At 73.4% G+C, this 23,221-nt stretch carries 22 protein-coding genes; 15 read left to right on the top strand and 7 right to left on the bottom strand.

Translation table 11 applies throughout. The features are described 5' to 3' along the window. Positions 1-34: 34 nt before the first annotated feature. The 6 genes from ABZW10_RS09435 (at position 35) to ABZW10_RS09410 (ending at position 6,347) form a co-directional block, all read left to right on the top strand. Positions 35-904: a serine protease gene (locus ABZW10_RS09435; RefSeq protein ID WP_355362075.1), complete on the top strand. Its 870-nt coding sequence runs from the start codon at positions 35-37 to the stop codon at positions 902-904. 173 nt (positions 905-1,077) lie between these two features. Further along, entirely contained in the window at positions 1,078-2,535 is a 1,458-nt protein-coding gene (locus tag ABZW10_RS09430) for a S28 family serine protease (protein ID WP_355362073.1), read from the top strand. Between the two features lie 152 nt (positions 2,536-2,687). Beyond that, positions 2,688-3,317, top strand: a complete 630-nt coding sequence (locus tag ABZW10_RS09425) for a helix-turn-helix domain-containing protein (protein ID WP_355362071.1) — start codon at positions 2,688-2,690, stop codon at positions 3,315-3,317. Continuing rightward, complete coding sequence (locus ABZW10_RS09420; protein ID WP_355362069.1) at positions 3,301-4,938, top strand: acyl-CoA dehydrogenase family protein; 1,638 nt, start codon at positions 3,301-3,303, stop codon at positions 4,936-4,938. The genes ABZW10_RS09425 and ABZW10_RS09420 overlap by 17 nt, the downstream gene beginning before the upstream one ends. Continuing rightward, complete coding sequence (locus ABZW10_RS09415) at positions 4,935-5,825, top strand: amidohydrolase family protein (protein WP_355362067.1); 891 nt, start codon at positions 4,935-4,937, stop codon at positions 5,823-5,825. Before ABZW10_RS09420 ends, ABZW10_RS09415 begins: the two co-directional genes overlap by 4 nt. A 102-nt stretch (positions 5,826-5,927) precedes the next feature. Further along, positions 5,928-6,347 (top strand): hypothetical protein, encoded by a 420-nt coding sequence (locus tag ABZW10_RS09410; RefSeq protein ID WP_355362065.1) that lies wholly within the window; start codon positions 5,928-5,930, stop codon positions 6,345-6,347. Positions 6,348-6,411: 64 nt separating this feature from the next. Here ABZW10_RS09410 and ABZW10_RS09405 read toward each other — a convergent pair whose 3' ends face one another. The 3 genes from ABZW10_RS09405 to ABZW10_RS09395 form a co-directional block, all read right to left on the bottom strand. After that, entirely contained in the window at positions 6,412-7,251 is an 840-nt protein-coding gene (locus ABZW10_RS09405; RefSeq protein ID WP_355362063.1) for a helix-turn-helix domain-containing protein, read from the bottom strand. Between the two features lie 39 nt (positions 7,252-7,290). Beyond that, a complete protein-coding gene (locus tag ABZW10_RS09400) occupies positions 7,291-7,773 on the bottom strand; it encodes a hypothetical protein (protein ID WP_355362061.1) in 483 nt (160 codons plus the stop codon). Positions 7,774-7,914: 141 nt separating this feature from the next. Next, positions 7,915-8,601, bottom strand: a complete 687-nt coding sequence (locus ABZW10_RS09395; RefSeq protein ID WP_355362059.1) for a 4'-phosphopantetheinyl transferase superfamily protein — start codon at positions 8,599-8,601, stop codon at positions 7,915-7,917. Between the two features lie 336 nt (positions 8,602-8,937). Between ABZW10_RS09395 and ABZW10_RS09390 the strand changes: the two genes are divergently transcribed. Beyond that, positions 8,938-10,407, top strand: coding sequence for a choice-of-anchor A family protein (locus ABZW10_RS09390; RefSeq protein ID WP_355362057.1), 1,470 nt, complete (start codon positions 8,938-8,940; stop codon positions 10,405-10,407). Positions 10,408-10,469: 62 nt separating this feature from the next. Here the strand turns inward: ABZW10_RS09390 and kynU are convergent, their stop codons facing one another. Further along, complete coding sequence (gene kynU, locus ABZW10_RS09385) at positions 10,470-11,696, bottom strand: kynureninase (RefSeq protein WP_355362055.1); 1,227 nt, start codon at positions 11,694-11,696, stop codon at positions 10,470-10,472. Between the two features lie 65 nt (positions 11,697-11,761). Continuing rightward, positions 11,762-12,592: a tryptophan 2,3-dioxygenase family protein gene (locus ABZW10_RS09380; RefSeq protein ID WP_355362053.1), complete on the bottom strand. Its 831-nt coding sequence runs from the start codon at positions 12,590-12,592 to the stop codon at positions 11,762-11,764. A gap of 236 nt (positions 12,593-12,828) precedes the next feature. On the opposite strand from ABZW10_RS09380, the gene ABZW10_RS09375 reads away from it, so the two are divergent. Continuing rightward, the gene (locus ABZW10_RS09375) at positions 12,829-13,263 is read left to right on the top strand and encodes an Lrp/AsnC family transcriptional regulator (protein ID WP_355362051.1); all 435 of its coding nucleotides are present in this window, start codon (positions 12,829-12,831) and stop codon (positions 13,261-13,263) included. 22 nt (positions 13,264-13,285) lie between these two features. Further along, positions 13,286-13,828, top strand: coding sequence for an NADPH-dependent FMN reductase (locus tag ABZW10_RS09370; protein WP_355362049.1), 543 nt, complete (start codon positions 13,286-13,288; stop codon positions 13,826-13,828). Between the two features lie 118 nt (positions 13,829-13,946). Here the strand turns inward: ABZW10_RS09370 and ABZW10_RS09365 are convergent, their stop codons facing one another. Further along, positions 13,947-14,582 (bottom strand): MarC family protein, encoded by a 636-nt coding sequence (locus ABZW10_RS09365; protein WP_355362047.1) that lies wholly within the window; start codon positions 14,580-14,582, stop codon positions 13,947-13,949. Positions 14,583-14,761: 179 nt separating this feature from the next. On the opposite strand from ABZW10_RS09365, the gene ABZW10_RS09360 reads away from it, so the two are divergent. From ABZW10_RS09360 to ABZW10_RS09350, 3 genes are all read left to right on the top strand, one after another. Then, positions 14,762-15,322, top strand: a complete 561-nt coding sequence (locus ABZW10_RS09360; protein WP_355362045.1) for a DoxX family protein — start codon at positions 14,762-14,764, stop codon at positions 15,320-15,322. 156 nt (positions 15,323-15,478) lie between these two features. After that, positions 15,479-16,105 carry an FxLYD domain-containing protein gene (locus tag ABZW10_RS09355; RefSeq protein ID WP_355362043.1) on the top strand — a complete coding sequence of 209 codons (627 nt, stop codon included), beginning with the start codon at positions 15,479-15,481 and terminating at the stop codon, positions 16,103-16,105. A gap of 340 nt (positions 16,106-16,445) precedes the next feature. Then, complete coding sequence (locus ABZW10_RS09350) at positions 16,446-18,245, top strand: glycosyl hydrolase family 18 protein (RefSeq protein ID WP_355362041.1); 1,800 nt, start codon at positions 16,446-16,448, stop codon at positions 18,243-18,245. Positions 18,246-18,352: 107 nt separating this feature from the next. On the opposite strand, the gene ABZW10_RS09345 is transcribed toward ABZW10_RS09350, so the two are convergent. Continuing rightward, positions 18,353-18,913 carry a MarR family transcriptional regulator gene (locus ABZW10_RS09345; protein WP_355362039.1) on the bottom strand — a complete coding sequence of 187 codons (561 nt, stop codon included), beginning with the start codon at positions 18,911-18,913 and terminating at the stop codon, positions 18,353-18,355. A 170-nt stretch (positions 18,914-19,083) separates the two neighbouring features. Between ABZW10_RS09345 and ABZW10_RS09340 the strand changes: the two genes are divergently transcribed. From ABZW10_RS09340 to ABZW10_RS09330, 3 genes are all read left to right on the top strand, one after another. Then, positions 19,084-20,424, top strand: coding sequence for an MFS transporter (locus tag ABZW10_RS09340; RefSeq protein WP_355362037.1), 1,341 nt, complete (start codon positions 19,084-19,086; stop codon positions 20,422-20,424). A 185-nt stretch (positions 20,425-20,609) separates the two neighbouring features. Beyond that, on the top strand, positions 20,610-22,217 hold the full coding sequence (locus ABZW10_RS09335) for a phospholipid carrier-dependent glycosyltransferase (protein WP_355362035.1): 1,608 nt from the start codon (positions 20,610-20,612) through the stop codon (positions 22,215-22,217). A gap of 3 nt (positions 22,218-22,220) precedes the next feature. Further along, positions 22,221-23,024 carry an ABC transporter permease gene (locus tag ABZW10_RS09330; RefSeq protein ID WP_355362033.1) on the top strand — a complete coding sequence of 268 codons (804 nt, stop codon included), beginning with the start codon at positions 22,221-22,223 and terminating at the stop codon, positions 23,022-23,024. The last annotated feature ends 197 nt before the right edge of the window (positions 23,025-23,221 follow it).

The raw sequence follows: 23,221 nt of genomic DNA, 5'->3' as shown, positions 1-23,221 counted from the left end.
AGCTTTGGGGCACCCCCACACCGAGAGGTCTCTCATGAAGAAGCCGCTCATAGGCACGCTGGCCGCGCTCCTGACCGCCGGGGCGACCGCCCTCGCCGGAGCCCCCGCCGCGACCGCCACCACCACCGCGACGCCCGGTGCCGCGGAATCGGTGCAGGCCGGAAAGGTCGCCGCCGTCAACTTCGCCGGCACCGTGGCCCTCAGCAACTGTTCCGGCTCGCTCATCCGGTTCCCCGCCTCGACGGCGAGCGACCCGGCGCTGGTGCTCTCCAACGGCCACTGCCTGGAGACCGGTATGCCCGGCCCCGGCCAGGTGGTCGTCAATCAGGCCTCCAGCCGCACCTTCACGCTGCTGAACGCGAGCGGCGGCTCGGCCGGCACCCTGCGCGCCACCAAGATGGTCTACGGCACCATGACCGACACCGATGTGTCGATCTACCAGCTGAACACCACCTATGCCGCGATCCAGTCCTCCTACGGCATCGCCCCGCTGACCGTGGCGGCCACCCACCCCGTCCAGGGCACCGCGATCAAGGTCGTCTCCGGGTACTGGAAGAAGATCTACTCCTGCTCGGCCGACGGCTTCGCCTACCGGCTCAAGGAAGCGGACTGGACCTTCAAGGACTCCCTCCGCTACACCTCCACCTGCAACGTCATCGGCGGCACCTCCGGCTCGCCGGTCGTCGACGCCGCCAGCGGCCAGGTGGTCGCGGTGAACAACACCATCAACGAGAGCGGCCAGCGCTGCACCCTGGACAACCCCTGCGAGGTGGACCAGAACGGCGTGGTGACGGTCCGCCCGGGCATCGGCTACGCGCAGGAGACGTACATCATCCCCGCCTGCTTCGGCCCCGGGAACAAGCTCGACCTGACCCGGGTCGGCTGCACCCTGCCCCGCCCCTGACCAGCACGTTCGTCCCCGATGGGCCATCCGCGACCGGCGGGTGGCCCATTCGGCCGTCCGTCCGCCGGACGGACGGTCCGCCCGGCGGCCGCGCACCGAAGGCCGCATACCGGCGGCCGGAGCGTGGTACGGACCATGGCAACACCCAGTTCCGTTGACCCGATGGAGAGTTGATGACCGCGACGATGAGAAGGCTGCTGGTCGCCGCCCTGCTGATACCCCTGCTCGGCCTCGGCCTCGCCCCGACGGCGTTCGCCCGCGGGACGGACGCGCCCGCGGCGGCCTCCGTCGCCGACGACCCGTCGGCCGACGTCAAGGACCGCCTGGCGGCGATCCGCGGCATGACGGTCACCGAGGAGCAGTCCACCACCACCGGCCACCGCTACTTCCTGCTCACCTACACCCAGCCGATCGACCACGACCGCCCCTGGCTGGGCACCTTCCAGCAGCGGCTCAGCGTGCTGCACCGTGGCTACGACCGGCCGACCGTCTTCTTCACCAACGGCTACACGCTGCGCACCACGCCCAGCCGCACCGAGCCGGCCCGGCTGGTCGACGGCAACCAGGTCTCCATCGAGTACCGCTACTTCACGCCCTCCCGGCCCGAGCCGGCCGACTGGTCCAAGGCCGGCATCGAGCAGGCGGCCACCGACGCGCACCGGCTGATCACCGCGCTGAAGCGGATCTACCACCAGGAGTGGCTGTCCACCGGCGGCTCCAAGGGCGGCATGTCCTCCACCTACCACCGCCGCTTCTTCCCGGACGACGTGGCCGGCACCATCGCCTACGTCGCGCCGAACGACGTCAACGACCGCGAGGACTCCGCGTACAGCCGGTTCTTCGAGAACGTCGGCACCCCCGAGTGCCGGGCCGCGCTGAACGGCACCCAGCGTGAACTGCTGGCCCGCCGCGACCGCTTGGAGCCCCGCTACGCCGCCGACAACGCCGCCGCCGGCTCCACCTTCACCACCGTCGGCAGCGCCGACCGCGCCTACGAGCTGGCCGTGCTGGACTCGGTCTGGACGTTCTGGCAGTACAGCCTGGAGGCCGACTGCGTGAACGTCCCGGGCGCCGCCGGCACCGACGACGCGCTGTACGCCTGGCTCGACTCGCAGTCCGGCATCACCGGCAACAGCGACCAGGCGCTCGCCGGGTACACCGCGTACTACTACCAGGCCGGCACCGAGCTGGGCTCGCCCTCCTTCGACGTCTCCCGGCTCAAGGGCCTGCTGCACTACGACTACAAGGAGCTGTACGCGCCGCGCACCTACGTGCCGCGCAGCATCCCGATGCGGTTCGACCCGTCCGCGATGCGTGACATCGACCGCTGGGTGCGCAACGACGCCGAGCGGATCATCTTCGTCTACGGCCAGAACGACCCGTGGGGCGCCGAGCCGTTCCGCCTCGGCCGGGGCAGCGAGGACAGCTACGTCTACACCGTGCCCGGCGGCAACCACGGCTCGAACATCACCAGGCTGCCGGCCGCCGAGTCCGCGGCGGCCACCGCCAAGGTGCTGGAGTGGGCCGGTCTCGGCTCCGCCTCCGCCCGCGGGCTGAGCGGCGGGTACCAGGTGCCGCCGGTCGGGCCGCTGGACGAGGAGGGGCTGAAGCAGGACCGCGTCCGGCTGTAGCCGCTTCCCGCACGACAGCCGCTTCCCGCGCGACGCGGCGAGGGCCGCCCGGCGACCGGGCGGCCCTCCGGCGCTCCCGGGGGCGGCGCGGCCCCTGCGGCGGGCCCGCGCACCCCCTCCCCGAAGCAGTGAATCAGTGCTTCAATGCTTGCATGGCCTACCGACGCACCCCCGCCGTGCAAGCCCGCCTGGACGCCCAGCGCGAGGCGGTGCTCCAGGCCGCGGTCGGCCTGCTCGCCGAGCGCGGCTACGGCGGCTGCAGCATGGCCGCCGTCGCCGAGCACGCCGGGATCGCCACCGGCTCCGTGTACCGGCACTTCGCGAGCAAGGCCGAGCTGTCCGTCGAACTCTTCCGCCGGGTGGTCACCCGGGAGGTCGCCGCCGTGCACGAGGCCGTCGCCCGCCACGACACCCCCCGGGAGCGGATCGCGGCCGTCGTCGAGACCTTCGCCGCCCGAGCCCTGCGCGCCCCCCGGCTCGCCCACGCCCTGCTGGTCGAACCGGCCGACACCGTGGTGGACGCCGAGCGCCTGGTCTTCCGCCGCACCTTCCGCGACGTGCTCGCCGCCGAGATCGCCGCCGCCCTCGCCGCCGGCGAGCTGCCGCCCCAGGACCCGCAGCTGACCGCCGCCGCGATCGTCGGCGCCACCGCCGAGGCGCTCACCGGCCCGCTCGCCGCCGCACCCCCGCCCGATCCCAGGACCGCCCCCGACGCGGTGGTCCCCGCCCTGGTCTCCTTCACCCTCCGTTCTCTGGGAGCACCCGATGACAGCGACGCATGAGGTCACCAACCAGGTCCCGCTCCCGTACGGGCACGACACCGCGGCCGACCCCGGGCTGCTCGCCGCCCTGCACCGGGCCGGCGCCGGCTGGGCCGAGCCCGAGCTGCACGAACTCGGCCGGCTGGCCGGCTCCGAGCAGGCCGCCGAGTGGGGCCGGCTGGCCAACGAGAACCCGCCGCTGCTGCGCACCCACGACCGCTTCGGCCACCGGATCGACGAGGTCGAGTTCCACCCGGCCTGGCACGAGCTGATGCGCACCGCCGTCGGCCACGGCCTGCACGCCGCCCCCTGGCGGGACGACCGCCCCGGCGCGCACACCGCCCGCGCCGCCAAGTTCTACGTCTGGGGCCAGGCCGAGGCCGGCCACACCTGCCCGGTCTCGATGACCTACGCCGCCGTCCCGGCCCTGCGCGCCACCCCGGGGCTGGCCGCCGAGTTCGAGCCGCTGCTCGCCGCCACCGCGTACGACTTCGGCCTGCGCGAGCCGCACGGCAAGCGCGGACTGATCGCCGGCATGTCGATGACCGAGAAGCAGGGCGGCTCCGACGTCCGCACCAACACCACCACCGCCGTCCCGCGGCCGGACGGGAGCTACCGGCTGACCGGCCACAAGTGGTTCACCTCGGCGCCGATGTCCGACCTCTTCCTCACCCTCGCCCAGGCGCCCGGCGGGCTCAGCTGCTTCCTGCTGCCGCGCGTCCTGCCGGACGGCACCCGCAACCGGCTCCGGCTGCAGCGGCTCAAGGACAAGCTGGGCAACAAGTCCAACGCCTCCGCCGAGATCGAGTACGAGGAGGCGTACGGCCTGCTGGTCGGCGAGGAGGGCCGGGGCGTGCGGACTATCATCGAGATGGTCAACATGACCCGCCTGGACTGCACCATCGGCGCCGCCTCCGGCATGCGGCTCGGCGCCACCCGGGCCGTCCAGCACGCCCTGCACCGGCGCGCCTTCGGCAAGGCGCTGGTGGACCAGCCGCTGATGCGGAACGTGCTCGCCGACCTGGTCGTCGAGTCCGAGGCGGCCACCGCGGTGGCGATGCGGCTCGCCGAGGCCACCGACGCCGCGATCGCCGGGGACGAACAGGAGGCGCTGGTGCGCCGGCTCGGACTGGCCGTCGCCAAGTACTGGGTCTGCAAGCGCGGCCCGGCGCACGCCGCCGAGGCCCTGGAGTGCCTGGGCGGCAACGGCTACGTCGAGGAGTCCGGGATGCCCCGGCTCTACCGCGAGGCGCCGCTGGTCTCCATCTGGGAGGGCTCCGGCAACGTCGCCGCCCTGGACGCGCTGCGCGCCATGGCCAAACGCCCGGAGACCGTCGAGGCCTTCCTCGGCGAGCTGGACGCCGCCGCGGGCGCCGACCGCCGGCTCGACGCGGCCGTCGCCGGCCTGCGCAAGCAGCTCACCGACCTCGACCAACTGGAGTACCGCACCCGCCGGCTGGTGGAGGCGATGGCGCTGGCCTTCCAGGGCTCGCTGCTCGTCCGGTACGGCGACCCGGCGGTGGCCGACGCGTTCTGCGCCTCCCGGCTCGGCGGCGACCACGGCGCGGCTTTCGGCACCCTGCCGCCCGGCCCGGACGCCGGGGCGATCATCGACCGCGCCCGCCCGGTGCCCGCGGCATGAGCCTGCCCGAGCCGGTGGCCGAGGCGGCCGGGGTGCGGGCCTTCTGGCAGCACCTCGGCCTGCCCGGCCTGATCGACGTCCACGTTCACTTCATGCCGCAGAACGTGCTCGACAAGGTGTGGGCGTACTTCGACGCGGCCGGCCCGCTGACCGGCCGCCCCTGGCCGATCACCTACCGCGAGGCGGAGGAGCGCCGCGTCGCGCGGCTGCGGGAGTTCGGCGTCCGGGCGTTCACCGCGATGCTCTACCCGCACAGGCCCGGGATGGCCGAGTGGCTCAACGCCTGGGGCGCGGACTTCGCCGCCCGCACCCCCGACTGCCTGCACACCGCGACCTTCCACCCCGAGCCCGGCGCCGCCGGGTACGTGGCCCGGGCGCTGGCGGGCGGCGCCCGGGTGTTCAAGGCGCACCTGCAGGTCGGCGGCTGGGACCCGCGGGACGGGCGGCTCGACGAGGTGTGGGGCCTGCTCGCCGACACCGGCACACCGGTGGTCACCCACTGCGGCTCCGGCCCCGTTCCCGGCAAGCACACCGGCCCGGGGCCGATCGGGGAGGTGCTCGCCCGGCACCCCCGGCTGGTCCTGGTCGTCGCCCACCTCGGGATGGACGAGTACGCCGACTTCCTCGGCCTCGCCGAGCGGTACCCCGGGGTGCGGCTGGACACCACCATGGCGTTCACCGACTTCGCCGAGCGGGACGCGCCCTTCCCGCGCACCGAACTGCCCCGGCTGCGGGCGCTGGGCGAGCGCGTCCTTCTCGGCAGCGACTTCCCCAACATCCCCTACCCGTACGGGCACCAGCTGGAGGCGCTGGACCGGCTCGGGCTGGGGGAGGAGTGGCTGCGCGCCGTCTGCCACGACAACGCGGCCGCCCTGTTCGGGATATGACCTCGGAGGTCATCGACGCCTCCGCCGCGCCCCGGCACAGTGGTGTGCACCCGGCGGCGGCGCCGACCGGGATCCCACCCCCCGTCCGGAGGTCGATCCGCCATGTCCGCGCACACCCTGACCACCGCCCGCCGCACCGCCCCCGGCTCCGTCAAGGCGCTGCGGGGCTTCCTCGCCCTCGACGCCGTCGTCAGCGGCGGCAACGGCCTCGCCTACCTGGCTTTCCCCGGTCCGCTCGGCGAGCTGCTGGGCGTCGGCCGCTCGACCCTGCTCGAACTCGGCGCCGTGCTGGCGGTGTTCGGCCTCGCGGTCGGGCTGCTGGCGGCCCGCCCGCAGCCGCCGGGGCTCGCGGTGCGGGCGGTGATCGACGTCAACCTGGTCTGGACGGTGCTCAGCGTGGTGGCGATGGAGCTGTGGCTGGAGCCGACCACCGCCGGCTACGTCTGGATCCCGCTCCAGGCCGCGACGGTGGCCCTCTTCGCCGCGCTCCAGTTCACCGCCCTGCGCCGGCTGCCCGCGTGACCGGGTGAGCGCGTGACCGGGTGAGCGTGTGACCGGCTGACCGCGTGGCCGCCCGCCCGGGTGGCTACCGGGCCGTCCCCACGGCCTCCTGCAGGAACGCGACGGTCTCCGGGTCGGCCGGGAGGAAGGTCTCCATGGCCAGCTCGGAGACGGTCACGTCCATCGGCGTGTTGAAGGTCGCGATCGTCGACAGGAAGGACAGCACCCGTCCCTCGTGGGCGACCCGCAGCGGCAGGGCGAACGGGAACAGCTCGGTGACGTCCTCCTCCTCGTCACCGTCCGCCGCCGTGCCGGGCGGCTCGGGGTAGGCCCGGACCTCCTCCAACAGGGCCCGCAGCGGCTCCGAGCGGACCAGCCCGAGCTGCTGCTCCATCCGCTCCAGCAGGTGCCGCCGCCACTGCCGCAGGTTGCGGATCCGCGGTGCGAGGCCCTCCGGGTGCAGGGTGATCCGCATCGCGTTGAGCGGCGGCTCCAGCAGATGCGGCGCGACCCCGGAGAGCAGCAGCCCGAGGGCGCGGTTGGCCGCGAGGACCTGGAAGGTCCCGTCGACGACCAGCGCCGGGTACGGGTCGTGCGAGGCGAGCAGCCGCTCCATCCCGGAGCGCAGGGCCGCCATCGCCGGGTCGTCCAGCCGCTTCTCCGGGTAGTGCGGCGCGTACCCGGCGGCCAGCAGCAGCGCGTTGCGCTCGCGGACCGGGACGTCCAGGTGCTCGGCGAGCCTGAGCACCATCTCCTGGCTGGGCCGGGCGCGGCCGTTCTCGATGAAGCTGATGTGCCGGGCCGAGGAGTCGGCCAGCAGGGCCAGCTGCAGTTGGCTGAGCCGGCGCCGCTCCCGCCAGCCGCGCAGCAGCGCGCCCACGCCCCGGCCGGCGGCTTCCGGTCCCATCCCCACCGTGATCGTCATGGCCGGGACAGTACTACCGCGGACGCGGACGCGGGGGCGTCAGGCGCCGGTGGTGGAACCCGGCCGGACGATCATCAGCACCACGACGACCGCCCAGAGCAGGTTGAAGACGCCCGCCGTCATCGGCAGCAGCTTGAGCCCGTTGACCGCCTTGCCGTGCTCCGCCGAGCCGCCGTCCAGGGCGAGCGCGTCCACCGCGGCCTGCTGCGCGGGCAGGACGAACAGCAGCAGCGACAGGGCCGCGACGGCGGTCAGCACCATGGAGGCGATCATCCAGGACTGGCCGAGCACGTCCATCACCTGGGCGAGTCCGATGCCGAGGACCGGAACGGCGATCCCGAGCAGCGCGTAGACCTGGGTGATCCGGTGCAGCAGCCGCAGCATGCCGGCGTCGGCGGCCTGCTCGGGCCCGCCCGCCAGCGCGGCCTTCGCCCGGCGCGGGAACATGCTGACGGCCACGGCCACCGGGCCGATGAACAGCACCGAGGCGAGGACGTGCAGGCTCAGCAGGAACTTGGCCATGGCGGGGCACCCTTGTGACTCAACGGGGGCGGCCCGTCGGCGGTCGCGGCGCGGGCAGCCGGGGCGGACGGATCTCCCGGCCCCGCCCAGGACGCTAACACCGCTTATCCGACCGTCCGACCGGCCCCCACCTGGGCAGCTCTAGAGAGCGCCCAGCTCGACCGCCCGCGGCGGCAGCTCGCAGACCGCCGCGACGGCCGCGCCGTGCGCCTCGTCCACCCAGTCGAGCAGCCGGAGCCCCTCGAAGGGGCTGAGCAGCGGCCGGCCGTCGGGCAGGTCGAGCGGGAGCCCGGAGAGGTCGACGGCGGCGAGGCCGTCCAGGGTGGTGCGGCCGATCTTGATCAGGGCCTCCTTGCGGACCCAGAGCCGCAGGAAGGCCCGCGCCGGGTCGGGGTGCTCCCGCACCAGCCGCAGCTCCGCCTCGGTGAGCACCCGGGGCGCGACGTCCAGCAGGCTGCCGCCGCGGTCGGTCAGCTCGACGTCGATGCCGATCGGCCGGTGCCCGGCGGCGGCCGCGACCACGCCCTTGGTGTGCGAGAGGCTGACCTCGATCCCGGGGTGGTCGGGCAGGTAGGGCTTGCCGTGGTCGCCCTTGCCGCAGTCGGGGCAGTGCTGGGCGAGGGTCAGCGCGGTGGCCGGGACGCCGAGCAGGCCGGCGGCGCAGAGCCGGACCAGGGCGTGCGCGGCGATGAAGTCGACCCGTCCCGACTCGTGCCGGAACCGGGCGGCGCGCTCCTTCTCCACGGGGGTGAGCAGGTGCTCGCCGGCCCCGGGGTGGCGCAGCACGTCGGCGCTGGTGGCGACGGTGGCGATGGCGTCGGAAGTCATGCCTCCAACCTAGCGGGGCCGCGGGCGGCCAGGGAGGAGACGGTCGATCCTTCCGTTCGGAAGATTTCCGGATCGACACTGATGGTCTGTAGGGTGCCGATTGCCCGATTTGATACCTGATATCCAAAATCTCTGGATTCTCTAGGTATCGGCCGGGATGATGCAGGATCAAACGGAACGAGGCGGGTGCCCTTCCACCTGCCTCTCTCTTCGCGGAGGAATGTGCAGATGAGTCAGGGAGCCGGTACGCCCGGTCACAGAAGAGCCAGCGCGGGACGGGTCCCCAGACCCCGCGGACGCCGGAACGTCAGGGTCGCGGCGGCGACGGCCACGGCCGTGCTGCCGCTCGCGGCGGTGCTGACGGTCGGTTCGGCCGCCCCGCTGGCGCCGCCGCTGGGCGCCTGCAGCGGATCGGACTGCCCGGCCACCTGGCCGGGCGTCAACAACGGCGACTTCCCGGGCCGGGACGCCGCCGTCAACGTCTTCACCGGCGGCAGCTACACGGTCGCCGGCCGGGCGGCCGAGGCCGAGGGCAAGATCGTCACCCTCGGCGACTTCACCGTCGACAAGAACGGCGGCGGCAACTTCAACGCGGGCGTGGTCGGCGTCGGTTCGCGGGTCGTCCCGCCGAACGGCAGCGACTTCCTCACGGTCGGCGGCAAGGTCACCGTCCAGCCCGGCAACAGCCTGCTGATCGGCGGCATCGACTCCAAGGGCCAGGCCTTCGGCAACCTGCGGCACGCGGGCACGCTCACCGGCTCGGTCTCCATCGACCCGACCGGCGAGGCGATACAGGACGCCGACGCCGCCGCGCCGTACCGCTCGGTGCTCAGCCAGATCGAGAACGTCTCCTCCTGTGTCGGCCGCACCGCCGCCACCGGCACCGTCGCGCTCACCGGCAGCGAGGCGACCTTCACCGGTGACGGGACCAGCATGAAGCAGGTCTTCAACGTCCCCGGGAACCTCACCTCGCCGACCGGCGGGCAGATCGGCCTGGTGTTCGCGAACATCCCGGCCGGTGCGACCGTCGTGGTCAACATGCAGTCGGCCGACCCGGTCATCAACACCTACACCGGTACCGGCCTGCCGGGCGACCAGACCACCGAGATGCGCTCCAAGCTGCTGTGGAACTTCCCCACGGCCACGGCGGCGCAGATCAACGGCAGCGCGCAGTTCCAGGGCGCGGTGATGGCGGGCAACCCGGCCGGCACCACGACCATCGACATGCCGGGCATGAACGGCCGGGTCTACCTGGCGGGCAACCTGGTCCAGACCGGCAACGGCGGCTACGAGATCCACAGCTACCCGTTCGACGGGGACCTGCCGGACTGCGCGGTCGAGCCGACGCCGACGCCGACGCCGACGCCGACCGTGACCCCGACCCCGACCCCGACGCCCACGCCGACCGGGACGGCGACCACGCCGGCGCCGACCTCCCCGGCGCCGACCGGGACCGCCACCTCGCCGGCCCCGAGCGAGACCCCGGCTCCGACCGGGACCCCGACCGGGACCCCGAGCGAGACCCCGAGCGAGACCCCGGCCCCGACCGGGACCACCACCGAGCCGGCGGTGACCGGCCCGACCGCCACGTCCAGCTCGTCCGCCGCCGCACCCACCGGCGACGGCCCCACGAGCCAGGGCCCGGCCGGGCAGCAGCCCGCGCCCAGCGGCGGCGGAGGCGGTGGCCTGCTGGCCTCGACCGGTTCCGGCAACGCCGTGACCTTCGGCATCGTCGGTGTGGTGCTGCTCGCCCTCGGCGGCGCCCTCGCCGTCGTGGCCGCCCGTCGCCGCGGTCGCCACAGCTAGCCGACGGCACGTCAAAGGCCGCCCGGTCCTCCGACCGGGCGGCCCCTTTGCGTTCGCCGGCCTCAGGTCACCTCGCCGCGCCGGGAGAAGCGCTCGTCCTTCCACTCGCCGCTCTCCAGCACCTGGGCCAGGTGCCGCGCCGCGTCCCACACCTCGGTGTGCGAGAGGTAGAGCGGGGTGAAGCCGAAGCGCATGAGGTCCGGGGCCCGGAAGTCCCCGATCACACCGCGGGCGATCAGCGCCTGCACCACCGGGTAGCCGTCGGCGTGCCGCAGCGCCACCTGGCTGCCGCGCCGGGCGTGCTCGCGGGGGGTCACCACCTCGATGCCGTCCAGGCCCTCCACCAGACCGATGAACAGATCGGTCAGCGCCAGGCTCTTGGCCCGTACGGCGGCCCGGTCGGCCCGCTCCCAGACGTCCAGCGAGGCCTCCAGCGCGGCCTGGCCGAGCAGCGAGGGCGAGCTGGTGAGGAAGCGGCCGATGCCGTCCTTCGGGTCGTAGCCGGGCTCGAAGGCGAACGGGCGGGCGTGCCCGAACCAGCCGCTCAGCGGCTGCGGCGCCCCGGCCGCCAGATGCCGTTCGGCGACGTACAGGAAGGCCGGTGAGCCGGGGCCGCCGTTGAGGTACTTGTAGGTGCAGCCGACCGCGAAGTCGGCGCCGCCGGCGGAGAGTTCGACCGGCAGCGCGCCCACCGAGTGGCAGACGTCCCAGATCATCAGCGCCCCGGCGGCCCGCACCCGGGCGGTGATCCCGGGCATGTCCAGCAGTTCGCCGGTCCGGTAGTCGACGTGCGAGAGGACGACCGCGGCGACGTCCCCGTCCAGGTGCGCGTCCAGCTCGGCCGGGTCGATCAGCACGCTGCGGGCGCCCGGGACCAGCCCGGTCACGCCCTCGGCGATGTAGAGATCGGTCGGGAAGGCCGCGCGGTCGCCCAGGACGGCGGAGCGGCCCGGACGCAGCCGCAGCGCCGCCGCCAGCACCTTGAACAGGTTGACCGAGGTGGTGTCGCAGACCACCAGCTCCTGCGGGGCGGCCCCGACCAGCGGGGCGATCCGCCGGCCCAGCCGGTACGGCTGCTCGAACCAGCCCGCGTCGTTCCAGCTGCGGATCAGCTCCCGGCCCCACTCCTGCTCGACCACCGCCCGCACCCGCTCGGGGGTGCGGACCGGCAGCGCGCCGAGCGAGTTGCCGTCCAGGTAGATCACCCCCGGCGGCAGGGCGAACTCCCCTCGGAACGCCGCCAGCGGGTCGGCGGCGTCCAGCGCCGCACACTCCTCGCGCGTGATCATGCCCAGCCCTTCCCTCGCCCTGTCCTCTTCCACTGCCCGTTCGTGCCCGCCGGTCCGCGGGGCCGTCACAGCCCGTCCCGGATCGCCCACAGCTCGGGGAAGACGTCCTGCTCGGCGGAGCGGCGCAGCCAGGTCAGACCGCTGGAGCCGCCGGAGCCGGGCTTGCCGCCCATCGCCCGCTTGACCGCCGCCAGGTGGCGCTGGCGCCAGCGGGTCACCCGCTCGGCGACGTCCAGCAGCGCCTCGGCCAGCGGCAGCAGGGCCGCGTGCTCCGGCTCGGTGTAGACCCGCCTCCAGGCGTCCGCGACCGCCTCGTCGGCCTGGTGGCGCTGCTCGGAGACGGTCGGCGGCACGGCCAGGCCGTGGTGGGCCAGCAGCGCGAGCGCGTCGTCGTAGAGGGTGGGGGAGCGCAGGGCGGCGGTCAGCTCGGCGTGCGTGCGCGGGCTGTCGCGGTACATGTTCAGCAGCGCGGCGTTCTTGTTGCCGAGCAGGAACTCCAGCTGCAGGAAGGCCGAGGACTGGAAGCCGGAGGCCTCGCCGAACAGCGGGCGGAAGGCGTTGAACTCCTGCGGGGTGAGCGTGGCCAGCAGGTCCCAGGACTCCACCAGCACGTCCTGGACGTGGGTGCCGCGGCGCAGCGCGGCCAGGGCGCCCGGCAGGTCGTCCGCGCGCAGGGCCCGCTGGGCGAGCGTCCACTCGTGCCGCAGCAGGCCGAACAGCAGTTCCATCACCTGGGTGGTGACGATGAACGACAGCTCCGCGGGCTCCTCGCTGAGCGGGTGCTGCAGGCCGTGCAGTTCGTCCAGCCGCACGTAGCGCGCGTACGGGGTGCCCCGCTCCGGCTCCCCGGCCCGGCCGAACGACAGGTTGGGCCTCTCCACCGTGTCGTGCCCCATGCCCGATCCCTCCTGAAGTCGTCGGCGAACCGAACCGCCGGACGGGCCCGGGATCCGCGCCGGTCGCCCCGGTCGTCGCCGGAGCCCCATTGTGCGGCGGCCCGTCCCGCATTTGAATGGGCGGCGGGCACGGCAACCGCGGCCGCGCCTGTCGTACGAGAGGTGTTTTCCCGATCCTCTTCACGATCGCAAAGCAGCGGTTTCCAGCCAACCGGACCACACCCTCAGGAGCCGCCGTGGACGCCGTCGACCGCCGCCTGCTGGCCGAGCTGCAGGCCGACGCCCGGCTCTCCTACAACGAACTCTCGCGCCGGGTGAGCCTGTCCGCACCCGCCGTGGCCGAACGGGTCCGCCGGCTGGAGGCCGACGGGGTGATCTCCGGCTACCACGCCCATGTCGACCTCACCCGCTCCGGCCTGCCGATCACCGCGCTGGTGCAGCTCCAGTGCTACGGCCCGCGCTGCGTGCTGCGCGACCCGGAGGTGGCCGGCTGGCCGGAGGTGCTCCAGTTGCACCGGGTCACCGGCGGCGCCTGCTGCGTGCTGCTGGTCGCCGTTCCGGCGATGGCCGATTTCGAGGCCCTGATCGACCGCCTCGGCGGCTACGGCCAGCCGGCCAGCTCGATGATCCTCTCCAGCCCCGTTCCCTGGCGGCCGGTGGTCGTGCCCTGAGCCGGCCGATAGGTTCCTGCCCATGCCGATCGACCGTCACATCCTGCTGCTCCCGGGCAGCCTGCGCGCCGGGTCCGTCAACGAGACCGTGCTGCGCACCGCCGCCGCCGTGGCGCTGGCCACCGAGGGGATCGCGACCACCTACTACACCGGGCTGGCGGGACTGCCGCACTTCAACCCGGACCTCGACACCGATCCGCTGCCGGAGCCGGTCACCGCGCTGCGGGCGGCGATCGAGGCCGCCGACGCCCTGCTGATCTGTACGCCCGAGTACGCCGGGACCCTGCCGGGTGCCTTCAAGAACCTGCTGGACTGGACGGTCGGCGGCATCGAGATCGCGGACAAGCCGGCCGCCTGGATCAACGCCGCCGGGACCGGCCGGGGCCTGGGGGCCGAGGCGACGCTGGGCACGGTGCTGCGCTACACGGGGGCGGCCGTGGTGGAGGGCGCCTGCGTCCGGTTGCCACTGGTGCGCGGGGACGTCGGGGCGGACGGGCTGGTCGCCGATCCGCTGGTGCGCGACCGGATCGGGGAGGCGCTGGTCCGGCTGGCCGCGGCCGCCTGAGCCGCTCCGCCGCGCTGCCGCGCCGCCCGAACCGCTCCGCCGCGCTGCCGCGCCGCCCGAACCGCTCCGCCGCGCTGCGCCCCGAGTCGCAGCGCGGCTCAGTACCCCTCGGCGCCCCTCAGTGCCCCGCGGGCAGGTGCACGCCGAGCCCGGCCAGCCCTTCGAGGAACAGCTCGGCGCCGACCGCCGCGAGCAGCAGGCCGAGCAGCCGGGCGATCACCTCCAGCGAGGTCCGGTGGGTGCGCTGCATCAGCGGGGCGAGCACGGCGACGCTGATGAAGTTGATCACCACCACGGCGACGTACGCGCCGGCCACGGTGGCGTGCCAGCCCCAGTCGTCCTTGGCGAGCGAACCGACCAGGACCGCGGTGACGGCGAGCGGGCTGGCCAGGTACGGCAGCATCAGCTCGCGGATGCCGTCCACCAGCGGGCCGGCGAGGTGCTCGTCCGCCTCGTCGGCGCCGGCGCCGAGGTGCACGCCGAAGACCAGCGCGACCGCGTAGACGAAGAAGATCAGTCCGCCGGCGAGCTGCAACGACTGGTCGCTGATGTGGAACAGCGAGGTGACGAAGTCGGCGCTGAAGGCGAGGCCCGTCCCGATCACGGCCGAGATGACCGAGCTCCAGGCCGCCAGCCGCCGCAGCTCCCCGGTGCTCCGGGTGCCGGCCAGCCGGGCGAAGGACAGCAGGACCTTCGGCGGGCCGACCACGGCGAAGAAGGCGATGAAGGCGCTGCTCAGATCGAAGACGAACATGCGCCAAGCATGGCCGCGGCGATCGGCCCCGCCCGGCTGCCACGCCTGTCCGAATTATTCCCGTTCGCACCCTGATTCGCCCGAACGGCCGCCCCGGGTCGAGCCGACCGGCGCTTTCCGCTGCCATGGAAGCCGGACCACCCCTCCGCGCGGCGGAGGGCTCCCGAGGGGACTTCGACATGGCTCTGAACCGTAGCGACCTGGGCCTGCTGGCCCTGCGTGGTGCCGTCGGCGGGGTGCTGATCGCCCACGGCACCCAGAAGCTGTTCGGCTGGTTCGGCGGTGGCGGCCTGGACGGCACCGCCAAGGCGATGGAGGCGATGGGCTTCCACCCGCCGCGACAGAGCGCCCTGGCCGCGGGCCTCGGCGAGGCCGGCGGCGGCGCGATGCTGGTGGCCGGGCTGGCCACACCCGCGGCCGGCGCGGTGGTGGCCGGGACGATGGCGGGCGCGGTCGCGGTGCACGCCCCGTCGGGCTTCTTCGCGATGGGCGGCGGCTACGAGTACCCGGCGTTCCTCGGCGCGACCGGTCTGGCGCTGGGCCTGGCCGGCCCGGGCCGGTACTCGCTGGACCACCTGACCGGGCACGCCTTCAACCAGCCGTGGGCCGGCCTGCTGGCCTTCGCGGCGAGCGCGGCCTCGGCGTACGGGGTGGTGGCCCGCCGCCGGCACGCCCTGCGGCTGGCGGAGGAGCGCGCGGCGGTGGAGGCGGAGACCCAGGAGGGCGCCGGGCTCTCCTGACCCGGCGCACCTGCCGGGGCGGGGTCACCCGAACGCCCCGGCCCTGGTGGCGAACGCCGCGCGCTCCCCGGAACGTGGGCGGGGAGGCCCGCCGGGCAGCCCGGCGCCGGCCGGACCCGACGGCCGGAACCCCGACGGCCAGAATCGAGGACCCCGATGGACCGCCAATCGATCCGCCGCCCCGCGGCCCCGTCCCGGCCGACCGCCGCCGACCCCTGCGCCCCCGTCGTCCGCCGCCCGCACCGCGTGCTGACCGCGGCGGTGGTCGCCGCCCTGGTCGGCGGGGCGGCGCTGGCGGGCTGCTCCTCGTCCAGCGAGGGCAAGACCGGCGCCGCGGCCAGCACGGCCGCCGCGCAGGCGGGTTCGGCGATCGCCGGCGCCGCCTCCGCCGCGGCCTCGGCCGCGAGTTCGGTACTGGCCTCGGCGGCCGGCGGGCTGCCCTCGGCGGCGGCCTCCGCGGTCTCCTCGGCGCAGGCGAAGGCCTCCTCCGCGATCGCCGGCATCAAGGGCGGGCTGGACGCGAAGGGCGACGTCGCGCTCGGAGCGGTCTCGTTCGCGAACGGCAAGGCCGAGACGACGCTGACCGTCACCAACCACGGGCAGGACACCAGTCGGTACGTGATCCAGGTGAACTTCACCGACGACAGCGGCAATGTGCTGGACGTGACGGCGGTGACCGTGCCGGACCTGGCGGCTGGTCAGAAGACCGAGGCGAAGGCGACCAGCAACCGGGACCTCTCGGGTTCGGTGAAGGTCGCAGTCGCCAATGCCGTTCGGTACTGACCGCGTACGGCCTTCCCCGCCGCGTCCCGGCCACCCCCGCTGATCCGCAGGTCAGCGGGGGTGCTTCGGTTCCCGGCGAACCTTAAGGGCGGCTCAAGCGTCAACATCACCCCTTGACGGGGTAGTTGGTCTAGTCCATTTTAGTGCCCAGGTGCAGGGAGCCCCTGAGCCGGCGTCAGCGGTTCGCCGCTGACGCCGGTTCGGCTTATCCCGGCGTCCGTCAAGGCATGTTCCGCTCGATTCCCCCATCCTGTTCTGTCATGTCCCGGTCGTACGGCCCCACCCCGTACCTGCGCCCCGGGGCGCGTCGGAATCCCCCACACCCAGGAGTCACGCACCCATGCTCCGTTCACGCATCGAAAGGGCCGGGGCCCCGGTTCAGGAGGGCGGCCGCCGCAAGCGGTCCAAGTCCCTGACCGCGATCGCCGCCGGTACCACGGCCTCCCTGCTGCTCGGCGCGGGCCTCGCGCTCAGCGGCGGCGCCACCGCCAACGCCGCCGTCGGCAACAGCACCGGCGCGCCCGCCACCAGCGGTGGCATCAAGGTCGCCTACTTCGACCAGTGGTCGATCTACTCGAACGCGTACTACCCCAAGACGATCCAGGACACCGGCGTCGCCGGGAAGCTGGACTACCTGATCTACTCGTTCGCCAACATCCACCCCACCAACGGCACCTGTTTCCAGGCCACCAAGGCCGCGAGCCAGGACGAGAACAACCCGAGCGCGGGTGACGGTGCGGCGGACGCGTTCGCCGACTACCAGAAGAGCTTCGGCCCGGACATCTCGGTCGACGGCGTCGGCGACGTCTGGGGCCAGCCGATCGCGGGCAACTTCAACCAGCTGAAGAAGCTGAAGGCGAAGAACCCGAACCTCAAGATCCTGATCTCGCTCGGCGGGTGGACGTACTCCAAGTACTTCTCGTCGGCGGCTGCCACGGACGCCTCGCGCAAGAAGCTGGTCTCGTCCTGCATCGACATGTTCATCAAGGGCAACCTGCCGGTCGACGCCGGCTACGGCGGCCCGGGCTCGGCGGCCGGCATCTTCGACGGCATCGACATCGACTGGGAGTACCCGGGCGGCGGCGGCCACCTCGGCAACCAGGAGAGCCCGAACGACAAGCAGAACTTCACCCTGCTGCTGAAGGAGCTGCGCGAGCAGCTCGACGCGCAGGGCAAGGCCGACGGCAAGACCTACCACACCGCGGCCGCGGTGGGCGCCGGTCAGGACAAGATCAAGAACGTCGAGACCGACAAGATCGGTCAGTACCTGTCGTTCCTCGACATCATGACGTACGACATGCACGGCGGCTGGGAGGCCAAGGGCCCGACCAACCACCAGGCCCCGATCTACAGCGGCCCGAACGACCCGATGAACCCGGTCCCCGGTGGCACCGGCAAGTACTCGGTCGACAACGCCGTCAAGGCCTACACCGTGGGCGACCCGCAGTACGGCATCCCCGGCGGCTTCCCGGCCAAGAAGATCAACGTCGGCGTGCCGTTCTACTACCGCGGCTGGACCGGCGTCCAGAACAACGGCAAGAACGGTCTGTTCCAGGCCGCCACCGCCCCGGCCCCGGGTGCCCCGCTCTCGGGTGGCGTCGCCGGCATCCAGATGTACAAGGAGCTGGCCGGCTTCGTCGACAACCCGGCGAAGACCTACTGGGACGAGGACGCCAAGGCGACCTACTTCTACGACGGCAACGTCTTCTGGTCCGGTGAGGACGCCCGCTCGATCCAGGCCAAGCTGGACTACGCGCACTGCAACGGCCTCGGTGGCTCCTTCGCCTTCTCGCTGTACGACCTGGGCAACAAGACCGCCCTGTTCGACAAGATGGTCGAGGCCACCAACGGTTCGGCCGCCGGCTGCCCGGCCCCGCCGGTGACCACCCCGCCGACCACCCCGCCGACCACGCCGCCCACCACGCCGCCGACCACCCCGCCCACGACCCCGCCGACCACGCCGCCGACCACCCCGGCCGGCTGCGCGGGCGCCCCGAGCTGGGACGCGGCCGCCACCTACGCGACCTCGACCAAGGTCTCCTGGAAGGGCCACTACTACACCAACAAGTGGTGGACCAAGGGCGACGACCCGAGCGCCAGCGGCGCCTGGGGTGTCTGGACCGACAACGGCCCCTGCTGATCCACCACTGATCGGATGAGGGCCTGACGGACCCTCGCACCACCGCACGAAACGGTCCGGCCCGCCGGGGGAGTCCCCCGGCGGGCCGGACTGCTGTCCGTGCGCCCTCAGTTCAGGTCGGCGGTGCGCCCGAGGGCGTCCGGCTGGCTCTCCTCGATCCGGCGCAGCATCCGGGCGAGCATCCCGGAGAGCACGGTGCGGTCCTCGCCGACGAGGTCCTGGAGCAGCTCCTCCTCGAAGACCGCGGCCATCCGCATCGACTCCAGCCACTTGTCCCGGCCGAGCTCGGTGAGCTCGATGATCACCCGGACCCGGTTGGACTCGTCCCGCTCCCGGGTGACCAGTCCCTCGGTGACCATCCGGTCGATCCGGTGGGTCATCGCGGCGGGGGTGAGTCCGAGCCGCTTGGCCAGCTCGCCGGGCCCGAGCCGGTAGGGGTCGCCGGCGACGACCAGCGCCTTGAGCACCTCCCACTCGGCGGAGGTGATTCCGAGCACAGTCAGCTGGCGGTCGTAGGCGACGCTCATCCGCCGGGCGACCCGGGAGAGCGTCTGCACGATGGTCTCCACCTGCGGGTCGACGGTGGGGAATTCCCGCTGGTAGAGGGCCACCTGCTCGGCGATGCCCAGCTCGCGGGGGGTGGCCGGCGCGGGCTTCTCTGCAGTCATGCGGACCAGTCTCCCATGCGAAGTGCACTCCTTAAGCCTTTGACTCAGCACTCTTCGGGTGCTAAGACTTTAGAGTCAAACTTTAGCTCTTAAGTCTTCTTCCCTTAAGAGTACGCAGCGAAACTGACGGAGCCCTGACGGGGCCCGTCCGCAATGAAGGGGTGTGCACGGTGACCGGCACGGTGAAGCAGCAGAGGCAGCAGCGACGCGGGGCGGGCGGCCCGCTGCGCCGCGTCCAGATCGGAAACGCGCTCAGCGCGTTCGGCAGCGGATTCACGATGCCGTACATGTTCGTGTACGTGGACCAGGTCCGCGGGCTCGGTTCGCTCGCCGCCGGGATGGTGTTCACCGTCTTCGCGCTGGCCGCGCTGGCCGTCCTGCCGTTCACCGGCCGCGGCATCGACCGGTACGGGCCGCGCCCGGTGCTGCTGGCCGGCACCGCGCTGGCCGCCACCGGAGCGTTCGCCTTCGGGCACGCCACCGGCACTCCGGCGCTGCTGGTCTCCTCGTTCCTGTTCGGCGCGGGTGTCACCACCTGCCAGCCGGCGCTCGCCACGATGATCGTCCGCTGCTCCACCGCGGCGACCCGCTCGCACGCCTTCGCGCTGCAGTTCACCCTGGTCAACCTGGGCATGGGCATCGGCGCGCTGGTCGGCGGGCAGATCGTGAACGTCACCGACCCGGCCAGCCTGACCCGGCTGTTCACCATCGAGGCCGCGACCTTCCTCGGCCTCGCCCTGGTGACCGGTACCGCCCGGATCCCCAAGGCCGCCCCGCTGCTCGTCCAGGAGCAGAACGACGGCCCGCAGGGTCTGCGCGCCCTGCTCGCCGACAAGGCCATGCTCCGGCTCAGCATCCTCGCCGGGCTGATCTTCTTCACCTGCTACGGCCAGTTCGAGTCCGGCGTCGCCGCCTTCGCCACCGACACCGTCGGCACCGCCCCGTCCACCCTGGGCATCGCCATCGGCGCCAACGCGCTGACCATCGTGGTGCTGCAGATGTTCGTGGTGCGGATCACCGCCCGTCGCCGGCGCACCACCGCGATGGCCGCCGCCGCCGTGGTCTGGCTGGGTGCCTGGGCGATGGCCCTGGTGGCCGGGCTGATCCGGACCGAGGCGATGGCCGCCACGGTCGCGATCGTCTCGATCTACGCCCTGTTCGGTGTCGGCGAGTCGCTGCTCGCCCCCACCATGGGCCCGATGGTCGCCGACCTCGCCCCGGCCCGGCTGCTCGGCACCTACAACGCCGGGTACGCCCTGGTGAAGCAGATCGCGATCGCGGTCGGCCCGGCGGTGGGCGTGCTGCTGGTCGGCTCCGGCACCTGGCCGCTCTACCTGGCGGCGATGGCCGGCAGCACCGTGCTGATCGTCGTCCTGGCGCTGCGCCTGCGGCCGTACCTCACCGCCGCCCAGGACAACGCGGTCGACGGCCCGGCCGGCGAGGAGCAGGCCCCCGCGGCCCCGGTCCGCGCCCCGGCCCGACCGGTCCGGGAGCTCCAGGCCGCCGCCTGATCCCCGGGCCGCACCGCCCCGACGGGCGCCGGACAGGTCACCTGTCCGGCGCCCGTCGCGCTTGGTTTCACGCTCGGCGGCACATAGTGTCAGTGGCTGTCGACCGTCCGGCCGGCCCCGGGGGGCACCGGCCGGCCACGACCGGCACAGGCGAGACAGGCGAAATCGGCGAGGCTATCCACACCATGACCCAAGCGGCGCTCACCCACCCCCCGGCGGAAGCGGCACCCGCCGACCCGGCACCGGAGCGGCGGGGGCTGCTGCGCCGGGCGGCGGACCGCTCCGACTGGCTCGGACCGATCGCCGTGGCGGTCTTCGCCGGGCTGCTGCGGTTCTGGAACCTCGGCTACCCCAACGCCTTCGTCTTCGACGAGACCTACTACCCCAAGGACGCCTGGTCCCTGCTCCAGCAGGGTTACGAGGGCACCTGGCCGGAGCACGCCAACGAGCAGATCCTGGCCGTCCCGCAGCAGGTCCCGCTGACCTCGGCGCCCGAGTTCATCGCCCACCCGCCGCTCGGCAAATGGGTGATGTCCCTCGGTGAGTGGGCCTTCGGCCTGCACCCCTTCGGCTGGCGGTTCATGACCGCGCTGCTCGGCACCGTCACCGTGCTGATGCTCGCCCGGATCGGCCGCCGGCTCTTCGGCTCCACCCTGATCGGCTGCACCGCCGCCCTGCTGATGGCCGTCGACGGCCTCCAGCTGGTGATGAGCCGGGTGGGCCTGCTCGACGGCATCCAGATGTTCTTCGTCCTGGCCGCCTTCGGGGCGCTGCTGATCGACCGCGACCGCACCCGCGCCCGGCTCGCCGCCGTCCTGCCCGAGCGCGGCGGCGACACCGTGCGGCTCGGCCTGCGGCCCTGGCGGATCACCGCCGGGCTCTGCCTGGGCGCCGCCGCCGGGGTCAAGTGGAACGGCGCCATGGTGCTCGCCGCCTTCGGCCTGCTCACCGTGCTGTGGGACCAGTCGGGCCGCCGCTGGGCCGGCGCCCGCCGCCCCTGGCGCGCGATGCTCCGCCTCGACGCGCTGCCCGCCTTCCTCGCCATGGTCGGCTCCGCGTTTCTCGTCTACCTCGGCGGCTGGTCCGGCTGGCTGTTCACCCGCGGCGGCTTCGACCGCCAGTGGGCCGACGGCCGGGCCGGGCTCTCCCCGGACAGCGTCCTCGGCATCGGGCTGCCGCAGGTGTCGATGAGCTGGGTGCCCGCGCCGCTGCGCAGCCTCTGGCACTACCACGCCCAGATGTACGACTTCAATACCGGCCTGAGCAGCCCGCACACCTACCAGTCCAACCCGTTCAGCTGGCTGGTCCAGGGCCGGCCGGTCTCCATGTACTGGGAGCAGGTGCCGGCCGGACAGCGCGGCTGCACCGACTCCGGCGGCTGCGCGGCGCAGATCCTCGGCCTCGGCACCCCGCTGCTCTGGTGGACGGCCTGCATCGCGCTGGTCTACCTGCTCTGGCGCTGGGTCTTCCGCCGGGACTGGCGCTCCGGCGCGGTGCTGTGCGGTGTGGCCGGCGTCTACCTGCCGTGGTTCCAGTACCAGGAGCGGACGGTCTTCTCCTTCTACATGGTGGTGCTCGTCCCCTTCCTCTGCCTGGCCGTGGCGCAGATGCTGGGAGCGATGCTGGGGCCGCCGGGGTGCCCGCCCGAACGGCGCCGGATCGGTGCGATCGGCGCCGGGCTGATCGTGCTGGCGATCATGGCCTGCTTCGCCTTCTTCTACCCGCTGTACACGGCGGAGGTGATCCCGATGTCGTCCTGGCAGGACCGGATGTGGTTCACCAGCTGGATCTGACCGGTGCCCGGCCGGTCGGGCGCGTCGTCGCTCGCCGACGCGGGGCAGCTGCTGCCGGTCACCCCGGGGCTGGGCGTGGTCACCGCCCTGCTGCTGCTGGCCGGCGTGGCCGTCGCCGGGTGGGGGCGGCTCGGCCAGGGGCACGCCGTCCTGCGGGCCGGGCTGCGCGCGGTGGTGCAGCTCGCCGCGGTCGCGCTGGTGATCACCTGGGTGGTCGGCTCGCGCTGGTGGTCGGCGCTCTTCGTGCTGCTGATGTTCACGGTCGCGGTGCGCACCGCCGGGCGGCGGATGGTGCCGGCCCCCGGGCGCGGCTGGCTGTGGGCGGCCGCGCCGATCGGGGCCGGGGTGCTGCCGGTGCTCCTGCTGCTGCTCGGCAGCGGGCTGCTGCCGTTCGAGGGCCTGTCGGTCATCCCGGTCGCCGGCATCCTGATCGGCGGCGCGCTCAGCGCCACCTCGCTGTCCGGGCGGCGCGCCCTGGACGAGCTGCGCCAGCGGCACGGCGAGGTCGAGGCGGCGCTGGCGCTCGGCTTCGAGGACCGGGACGCCCGGATGGAGATCTGCCGCACGGCCGCCGCCACCTCGCTCGTCCCGGCGCTCGACCAGACCCGCACGGTGGGCCTGGTCACCCTGCCGGGCGCCTTCGTCGGCATGCTGCTCGGCGGGGCCTCGCCGGTCCAGGCGGGCGCGGTGCAGCTGTTCGTGCTGGTCGGGCTGCTGGCGGTGGAGTCGGTGGCGGTCGTGGTGGTGCTGGAGCTGGTCGGCCGGGGGCTGGTGAGCGCCGGTCGGCCGGGGGACGTGATCGGGTAGGCTGAGCAGCGTTGAAGGGGAGTAGCCCTCCACCGGACCGTCGACATACTGGCCCCTCGGGCCCGGCGCCCGGGGCACCCGCGGTTCGCGGCCGGTGCCGGCGAGACCTTCGGCCGCAGTGCTGTGTGGACGGACGCGCGTCGTGCGCGTGCCGTGGATTGCCAACCAGTGCTGTCGGGCCGGAGCGACCCCTGACG

Origin of the sequence: Kitasatospora sp. NPDC004723 (genome assembly GCF_040609255.1) — a bacterium.
Lineage (GTDB): Bacteria > Actinomycetota > Actinomycetes > Streptomycetales > Streptomycetaceae > Kitasatospora.
The sequence above is the reverse complement of the archived record's forward strand: the minus strand, read 5'-3'. Positions and strand labels throughout refer to the sequence as shown.

Coding starts and splice junctions, on each gene's coding strand:
- ABZW10_RS09435 (WP_355362075.1), top strand. CDS start 35: ATGAAGAAGCCGCTCATAGGCACGCTGGCCGCGCTCCTGACCGCCGGG.
- ABZW10_RS09430 (WP_355362073.1), top strand. CDS start 1,078: ATGACCGCGACGATGAGAAGGCTGCTGGTCGCCGCCCTGCTGATACCC.
- ABZW10_RS09425 (WP_355362071.1), top strand. CDS start 2,688: ATGGCCTACCGACGCACCCCCGCCGTGCAAGCCCGCCTGGACGCCCAG.
- ABZW10_RS09420 (WP_355362069.1), top strand. CDS start 3,301: ATGACAGCGACGCATGAGGTCACCAACCAGGTCCCGCTCCCGTACGGG.
- ABZW10_RS09415 (WP_355362067.1), top strand. CDS start 4,935: ATGAGCCTGCCCGAGCCGGTGGCCGAGGCGGCCGGGGTGCGGGCCTTC.
- ABZW10_RS09410 (WP_355362065.1), top strand. CDS start 5,928: ATGTCCGCGCACACCCTGACCACCGCCCGCCGCACCGCCCCCGGCTCC.
- ABZW10_RS09405 (WP_355362063.1), bottom strand. CDS start 7,251: ATGACGATCACGGTGGGGATGGGACCGGAAGCCGCCGGCCGGGGCGTG.
- ABZW10_RS09400 (WP_355362061.1), bottom strand. CDS start 7,773: ATGGCCAAGTTCCTGCTGAGCCTGCACGTCCTCGCCTCGGTGCTGTTC.
- ABZW10_RS09395 (WP_355362059.1), bottom strand. CDS start 8,601: ATGACTTCCGACGCCATCGCCACCGTCGCCACCAGCGCCGACGTGCTG.
- kynU (WP_355362055.1), bottom strand. CDS start 11,696: ATGATCACGCGCGAGGAGTGTGCGGCGCTGGACGCCGCCGACCCGCTG.
- ABZW10_RS09380 (WP_355362053.1), bottom strand. CDS start 12,592: ATGGGGCACGACACGGTGGAGAGGCCCAACCTGTCGTTCGGCCGGGCC.
- ABZW10_RS09370 (WP_355362049.1), top strand. CDS start 13,286: ATGCCGATCGACCGTCACATCCTGCTGCTCCCGGGCAGCCTGCGCGCC.
- ABZW10_RS09365 (WP_355362047.1), bottom strand. CDS start 14,582: ATGTTCGTCTTCGATCTGAGCAGCGCCTTCATCGCCTTCTTCGCCGTG.
- ABZW10_RS09360 (WP_355362045.1), top strand. CDS start 14,762: ATGGCTCTGAACCGTAGCGACCTGGGCCTGCTGGCCCTGCGTGGTGCC.
- ABZW10_RS09355 (WP_355362043.1), top strand. CDS start 15,479: ATGGACCGCCAATCGATCCGCCGCCCCGCGGCCCCGTCCCGGCCGACC.
- ABZW10_RS09350 (WP_355362041.1), top strand. CDS start 16,446: ATGCTCCGTTCACGCATCGAAAGGGCCGGGGCCCCGGTTCAGGAGGGC.
- ABZW10_RS09345 (WP_355362039.1), bottom strand. CDS start 18,913: ATGACTGCAGAGAAGCCCGCGCCGGCCACCCCCCGCGAGCTGGGCATC.
- ABZW10_RS09335 (WP_355362035.1), top strand. CDS start 20,610: ATGACCCAAGCGGCGCTCACCCACCCCCCGGCGGAAGCGGCACCCGCC.